General features: G+C 65.9%; 7 protein-coding genes and 1 pseudogene. 6 read left to right on the forward strand and 2 right to left on the reverse strand.

What is annotated here, in order from left to right; translation table 11 throughout:
* From EN745_RS26860 to EN745_RS26875, 4 genes and pseudogenes are all read left to right on the forward strand, one after another.
* Nucleotides 1-505 (forward strand): annotated as a pseudogene (locus tag EN745_RS26860) (NAD(P)/FAD-dependent oxidoreductase); the annotation flags it as partial.
* A gap of 56 nt (nt 506-561) precedes the next feature.
* On the forward strand, nt 562-918 hold the full coding sequence (locus EN745_RS26865; RefSeq protein WP_127422650.1) for a hypothetical protein: 357 nt from the start codon (nt 562-564) through the stop codon (nt 916-918).
* 105 nt (nt 919-1,023) lie between these two features.
* A complete protein-coding gene (locus tag EN745_RS26870) occupies nt 1,024-1,653 on the forward strand; it encodes a glutathione S-transferase family protein (RefSeq protein ID WP_127422651.1) in 630 nt (209 codons plus the stop codon).
* A gap of 125 nt (nt 1,654-1,778) precedes the next feature.
* Nucleotides 1,779-2,021 carry a hypothetical protein gene (locus EN745_RS26875; RefSeq protein ID WP_126055280.1) on the forward strand — a complete coding sequence of 81 codons (243 nt, stop codon included), beginning with the start codon at nt 1,779-1,781 and terminating at the stop codon, nt 2,019-2,021.
* Nucleotides 2,022-2,059: 38 nt separating this feature from the next.
* Here the strand turns inward: EN745_RS26875 and EN745_RS26880 are convergent, their stop codons facing one another.
* Nucleotides 2,060-3,334 carry a D-tagatose-bisphosphate aldolase, class II, non-catalytic subunit gene (locus EN745_RS26880; RefSeq protein ID WP_127422652.1) on the reverse strand — a complete coding sequence of 425 codons (1,275 nt, stop codon included), beginning with the start codon at nt 3,332-3,334 and terminating at the stop codon, nt 2,060-2,062.
* Nucleotides 3,334-4,314 carry a sugar kinase gene (locus tag EN745_RS26885; RefSeq protein WP_127422653.1) on the reverse strand — a complete coding sequence of 327 codons (981 nt, stop codon included), beginning with the start codon at nt 4,312-4,314 and terminating at the stop codon, nt 3,334-3,336. The genes EN745_RS26880 and EN745_RS26885 overlap by 1 nt, the downstream gene beginning before the upstream one ends.
* Nucleotides 4,315-4,624: 310 nt before the next feature.
* Here EN745_RS26885 and EN745_RS26890 point away from each other — a divergent pair, with 310 nt between their 5' ends.
* Together EN745_RS26890 and EN745_RS26895 are read left to right on the forward strand one after the other, a co-directional pair.
* Nucleotides 4,625-5,944, forward strand: coding sequence for a sugar ABC transporter substrate-binding protein (locus EN745_RS26890; protein WP_189363170.1), 1,320 nt, complete (start codon nt 4,625-4,627; stop codon nt 5,942-5,944).
* Between the two features lie 188 nt (nt 5,945-6,132).
* The coding region (locus EN745_RS26895; protein WP_127422654.1) for an SDR family NAD(P)-dependent oxidoreductase at nt 6,133-6,513 on the forward strand (381 nt) is incomplete at its 3' end.

The following is a 6,513-nucleotide window of genomic DNA, read 5'->3' on the forward strand; positions in this document are numbered from 1 at the left end:
GAGACAGCTGTTCGGCGTGCCGATCCAGATGGTGGGCATCGCCAGCCGGCCGATGCCGCAGGGCCTCAACGACCGGATGTTCCCGATCATCCTCGACCTGGCGCTGGGCAAGCTCGAGAAATACGGCCTCGTCCGGCCGAAGGAGGGCATCTTGAAGCAGATCGACGCCGGCCGCATCCCGGTCATCGATGTCGGCACGGTGGCGGCGATCAAGGCCGGCAGGATCAAGGTCGCGCCCGACATCAAGCGCTTCGGCGAGCGCGGCGCCACCTTTGTCGACGGCCGGCAGGAAGACTTCGACGCCGTCATCCTCGCCACCGGCTACCGCCCCGCCTACGACAAGTTCCTGCCGACGGAGCTCAGGCCGCAGAAGAGCGGCGTCAATGCCCGCGCCTCGGAGCTCGGCCTCTTTCTCGTCGGCTTCCACAATCCGGTCACCGGCCTGCTGCGCGAGATCGGCCTGGAGGCGATGGCTGTGGCTGCCGATATCGAGAAGCGGGGGTGAGGGCGGCTTCCGACGAGGAGGGACAAACGACATTCATGCCGACCAGAGGATGGGACATGCTGCGACAGATGCAGGAGCTCTTTGAGTTCTTCGGTCCGCACGTCCGCGACACCGAGACTCTCGATCGCCTTCGCACGATGGTCAAAGATCGCGGGGCCTGGCTGAAAGCACATCACCTTTTCGATCATATCCGGCACAAGACCTTGCGGGTCGAAAAGGCGAACGATGTGCCGGCTTTGGCCCAGTATATGTTCGAAGAGGTCTGCGCAAAGGCGCTCTTCAACCTGACGCACAGCAATGCTCCCTTCGACGCAGACTCCCCATATTGGATTGTGCCGAATGCACTGGCCCTCGCTCGCGTGCTGGGGCTCGATTCGATGGTCGTCGTTCGGATCGTTACACCCGCTGATTGACATCGCCGGCGGCTGTTCAGAGCCGCTTCGGGGCCTAGCATAAATCGGGTGGACCATAACCCTGCGCTATGCGAAGCCGGTCCCGATTGGACGAAAGGGCCCACCATGCTCACGCTCTACGATTATCTGCCGTCGCAGAATGGCTGGAAGGTGAGGGTCCTGCTCGGCTTGCTCGGCATCGCCTACGAAACCCGCGTCGTCTCGATTTTCGAGGGCGAGAGCCACACTGAGGCTTTCCTTAAGCTCAACCCGGCCGGCGCCGTGCCGGTGCTCGCCGTTGAGAATGGGCAGGCGATCGCCGAGTCCAACGCGATCCTCGTCTGCGTCGCGGAGGGCACACCCTATCTGCCGGCAGACCGGCTTCTCCGCGCCAAGGTGATGCAATGGCTGTTCTTCGAGCAGTATTATGTCGAGCCGGTGATTGGCTCGCTGCGCTACTGGGTCCTGACCGGGCGGCTCGAGCGCAACCAGGCGATGGTTTCGGGCAAGCGCGAAGCCGGCGCCCGTACGCTGGCGGCGCTGGAGCGCAGCCTCGCCGACGGGGCGTTCCTTGTCGGTGACACTCTCACCATTGCCGACATCGCCGTCTATGCCTACAGCCACCGCGCCGAGGATTGCGGCTTTAGGCTCGCGGACTATCCGTTCGTGACGGCGTGGATCGGCCGGGTGCGGGACGCGATCGGTCCCGACTATCCCGTCCATCCTTACAGCATCGATCCACATTCCGGCGCCTGACGCCCGCTCGCCGAGGACCGCGTTTCGAAGCCAAACCCGGCTCTGCCATTGCTTATCCGATTTCGCGCCCCAGATTCCGTCACCAGGGCCGGGCCCTTCGGTGCCAGGCCGGCGCGGAGGCAACCATGACACGCGACGACATCATTTCAGTGCTGGGTCCGGTGGACGAGGCCGTCCTCGCTGACATCGCGCTGACCGGCGCCAGCCTCGGCGAACTGCGCGAGGCCTTCGCCTGGATCGGCGCCGACGAGGCGCTGGTCAATGAGGGCCGCCACTTGCCGGGCACGCGGGTGGCGCGGCTGATCGAGATCCTCCAGCCGCCGGAGGAGGACGACGGGCCGCGGGCGCCGGCGGCGGGGTTTGAGTAGGAGCTGTCCCGCCGGCATCTCCGGTTTAGGTCCTCAGCTCACCCGCCCCGGCACGCCGCCTCGTAATCCGCCAGCACCGCATCGACCGCCGCGAGCAGGATGGCTTCGGGATCGCTCGCCGGCCCGAGGCCTGCCGGCAGCGTCGGCAGGAACTGCCGCATCAGCGTTTCGGGGATGCCGACGCCGGTAAGCACCTCGCGCAGGCGGCCGACGGCGACGCTTGCCGCGGGATTGCTCCAATAGTAGCGGATGCGATCGCTGTAGCTGTAGTGACGCTGCAGATAGAGGCTGGTCTCGCCGCCATGATAATGACTGCGCCAATGGCCGGGCGCCGCCAGCATCACGCGCTCCATCGCGCGGGCAAGCGAGCGCTCGCCATAGCCGGGGACCATTTCCGCGGCGATCAGGTCGAGCCCGTAGAGCGCCTCGCGCAAGGCGAAGGTCAGGCCCGGGCCGACCTTGAGGATCGGAAAGCCGTTGGCGACCAGCGCCGTCAGCGCCGCGCGGCTCTGGTAGTCGGTGGAGTGCGCCTCGTAGACGAGCGACGGCTGTTCATCGAGCAGTGCGGTCAGCGCTTTCGATGCTTCCGGCTTGTACGCGATGACGTTCTCGCTGCCGAATTCGACGCCCGGCTGCACGACCAAAGCGATGACGCGGCCGAACGCTTCACCGAGGCCCTCGCGCGCAAAAATCTCGCGATGGATTTCGATCGTGCGCCGCGCTGCCGCCGCTTCGGTTGGCTTCAGGTCGCTGAGCGCGTGATCGGCGCCGCCGGGGACGGGAACCTCGGTGCCGATGATGTAGAGCGGCAGCGCGCCGCCCTTGGCCCGCGCCGCCTTCTCGGCCGCCTTGGCGAGCCGGGCGGCCCGCGTCGCGATGGTCTCGTCGTCGAGGGCTGCGGGCTCGCCGGCGCAGCCCATCGAGGCGTCGAGATGGATCTTGCTGAAGCCGGCCCAGACATAGGCCGTGACCATGGCTTCGGCCTTGGCCATCGCCTGCGCCGCCGGCTCGGAGCGCCATGGATTGGGCCCGAGATGGTCGCCGCCGAAGATGATGCGCGAGGGCTGGAGCCCCTCGCGGCTGGCGATCTCCTTGACGAAGGCGACGAACAGGTCGGGCGTCATCCCGGTATAGCCGCCGAACTGGTTGACCTGGTTGCAGGTCGCCTCGATCAGCAGCATCAAATCCGGGTCGGCGACGGCGCGCCGGATCGCCGCCTGGATCACCAGCGGATGCGCCGAGCAGATCGAGGTGATGCCATAGGGCGACCCGTTTCTGCGCGCTGTGGCGAGGCCTGTCAGCGGATTGGTCATCATGTCGCTCGCGCCGTCCCGGCGATGAAGTCGTCAAGCACGTCGAGACCGGCAAGGCCTTCCATCGGCCCGCGCCGCGTCACGTTGCGGGCGCCCGCGGCATTGGCATAGAACAGCGCCTTGGCCGGCTCCATCCCCTTGCGCCGGCAGGTGAGGTAGGTGGCGCCGAAACAGTCGCCGGCCCCGGTCGGGTCGACTTCCTCGACCAGGAAGCCGGCGCAGTCGATCCGGCTGCCGTCGGCGCCGAAACGGGTTGAGCCGGCGGCGCCGCGCTTCAGCACGATCTCGCCGACGCCTCTGGCGATCAGCGCCGCCACAGCCTCTTTCTCGTCGTTGACGCCGGCCGCGGCAAGCAGCTCGTCGCCGGAAGGCAGCAGAAGATCGGCGTCGTCGACAAGGGCGGAAAGCAGCGCGCCGTCGGCGCCGTCGATCAGCTCCTTGCGCACATTCGGGTCGAAGGAGGTCGAGCCGCCGCGCGCCCGCACCGCCTTCACCGCATAGGCGACGATCTCCTTCAGCCCCGCTACCGACAGGGTCGAGCCCATGACATGCAGATGGCCGGCACCGTCCGCCAGTCGCCGCGCCTCCGGCGTGAGCCGGATCTGCCCGGCGGCGGATTCGGCGATGTTGTAGACGAAGTCCCTGCCGCCGTCCGGCCTGTAGCGCACGAAGGCGCTTCCGGTCGGATAGCGGTCGCTGATCGACACGGCCGAGACGTCGACGCCGTCGCGCTTCAGCCGTTCCAGATTGATGATGCCGAAATCGTCGCGGCCGACGCAGGCGACGATGCCGGCGCCGCCGCCGAGCCTCGCCACCTGGTCGATGAAGATCGCCGGCGCGCCGCTCGGATAGGGGCCCATCAGCGTCAGCGGCTCGAGGAAGCCGAGACCTGGCTCCGTCGCCATGATCTCGACCAGGATCTCGCCGGCGACAATCGTCGGCCCCGCGCCTTCGGCGGCGATCTCCCTTCGGCGGCTCATTCCTGCAATTCCTTCTCTCCCCAGCCTTGCCAGGCGCTGATTTCGGCGCGCACCGGCCGCACGATAGCGCCGGGCTGCAGCCGGGGTAAATCGCGGCGGAGCTGAAGTCAACAGAAACTATACGTATGTCCACTTATATCAATGCGCGCGCAGCCTTCTTGTTTGCATCATTTGGAGAAAATTTACCGGCCTGGCGAGACCGGAGCCCAGAAAATCAGGCGACAGGCGGCTTGACTCAAATTTTCTGTAGCGCGATAGAATATATACGCATGTTCATTTACACATGCGCATTCGTAAAGGAGGAGACGAAATGCCAACGGGTAAGCTTTTCGGGATTCTCGCCGTATCGGTCACCGCCTCGGCGCTGGCGGCAGGCACGGCGCTCGCCACGGAAATCACCGTCGCCACAGTCAACAACGGCGACATGATCATCATGCAGAAGCTGTCGCCGGAGTGGGAGAAGGCGACCGGCAACAAGGTCAATTGGGTCACGCTTGAGGAGAACGTGCTGCGCGAGCGCGTCACCACCGACATCGCCACCAAGGGCGGCCAGTTCGACGTGCTCACCATCGGCGGCTACGAGACGCCGATCTGGGGCAAGGCAGGCTGGCTGACGTCGCTCAACGATCTCGGCGACGACTACGACTATGACGACCTGATCGCGCCGGTTCGCAACGGCCTGACCGTCGACGGCAAGCTCTACGCAGTGCCGTTCTACGCCGAAAGCTCGTTCACGCTCTACCGCAAGGACCTGTTCGACGCCGCCGGCCTGAAGATGCCGGAGCAGCCGACCTACGACCAGATCACCGAATTTGCCGACAAGCTCACCGACAAGTCGAAGGAGCAGTACGGGCTCTGCCTGCGCGGCAAGCCGGGCTGGGGCGAGAACATGGCCTTCGTCGGCACGCTGGTGAACACATTCGGCGGCCAGTGGTTCGACATGGACTGGAAGCCGCAGATCAATTCCGACGCCTGGAAGAAGGCGATCGGCTGGTATGTCGACACCATGAAGAAGGATGGACCCCCGGGCATCAGCTCCAACGGCTTCAACGAGAACCAGACGCTGTTCGCCTCCGGCCATTGCGCCATGTGGATCGACGCCACGTCCGCGGCGGGCCGCGTCTATGACCCGAAGCAGAGCAAGGTCGCCGACAAGGTCGCCTTCGCCAAGGCGCCGGTCGCGGTCACCCCCAACGGTTCGGCCTGGGGCTGGGCCTGGAGCCTCGCCATCCCGGCCTCGACCAAGAAGGCGGACGCGGCGAAGTCCTTTGTCAAATGGGCGACCTCGAAGGCCTATGTCCAGCGCGTCGGCGAGACCGAAGGCTGGGTGGCGGCGCCGCCCGGAACCCGCAAGTCCACCTATGCCAGCGCCGACTACCAGAAGGCGGCGCCCTTCGCCGCGACGGTGCTTTCGGCGATCGAATCCGCCGATCCGACCAAGCAGACCAAGGATCCGGTGCCCTATACCGGCATCCAGTTCGTCGCCATCCCTGAATTCCAGGGCATTGGCACGCAAGTCGGCCAGGCCGTTGCCGCCGCGGTCACCGGCGAGCAGTCGGTCGACGATGCGCTGAATGGCGTCCAGGCCGAGGTGGAGCGCACGATGACGGAAGCGGGCTACATCAAATAGCGCCCTAACAAGCCAGGGGTGGAGCGTGCCGCCCCTGGCGATCCGGCCTGCCCAGACCTCCCGTTGCAGCGGGCCCGGAGGATGCACGGATCCCGCAAGGGCAAAGCGGGTCCGTGCGTTCCGCGCCGGCTGACAGGCAAGCTTTCGCGGCCGCTCGGAAATCGTTGTCGAATTTTGGAAAGTTGGACATGAAACTGAACAACAAGACTGCCCTCATCACCGGCGGCGCGCGCGGCATCGGCCTCGGCTTCGCTCAGGCCTATGCCCGCGAGGGCGCAAAAGTGGTGATCGCCGACATCGACTTCGAACGCGCGACGCAGGCGGCTGCCGCGATCGGTCCGGCGGCCAGCGCGAAGAAGCTCGACGTTACCGATCTCGCCGCGATCGAGAGCGTTGCCGCCGAGGTCGACCGCGAGTTCGGCGGCATCGACATCCTCGTCAACAACGCCGCCATCTTTGACATGGCGCCGATCACCGACATCACCGAGGCGAGCTACGAGAAGGTCTTCGGCATCAACCTCAAGGGGCCGCTGTTCATGATGAAGGCGGTGGCCAATCTGATGATAGCG

Source organism: Mesorhizobium sp. M4A.F.Ca.ET.022.05.2.1 (assembly GCF_003998845.1).
In the GTDB taxonomy this organism is placed as follows: domain Bacteria; phylum Pseudomonadota; class Alphaproteobacteria; order Rhizobiales; family Rhizobiaceae; genus Mesorhizobium.

Bases quoted from the DNA above. Each gene is read 5' to 3' on its own strand.
- EN745_RS26865 (WP_127422650.1), top strand. From the start codon at position 562: ATGCTGCGACAGATGCAGGAGCTCTTTGAGTTCTTCGGTCCGCACGTC.
- EN745_RS26870 (WP_127422651.1), top strand. From the start codon at position 1,024: ATGCTCACGCTCTACGATTATCTGCCGTCGCAGAATGGCTGGAAGGTG.
- EN745_RS26875 (WP_126055280.1), top strand. From the start codon at position 1,779: ATGACACGCGACGACATCATTTCAGTGCTGGGTCCGGTGGACGAGGCC.
- EN745_RS26880 (WP_127422652.1), bottom strand. From the start codon at position 3,334: ATGACCAATCCGCTGACAGGCCTCGCCACAGCGCGCAGAAACGGGTCG.
- EN745_RS26885 (WP_127422653.1), bottom strand. From the start codon at position 4,314: ATGAGCCGCCGAAGGGAGATCGCCGCCGAAGGCGCGGGGCCGACGATT.
- EN745_RS26890 (WP_189363170.1), top strand. From the start codon at position 4,625: ATGCCAACGGGTAAGCTTTTCGGGATTCTCGCCGTATCGGTCACCGCC.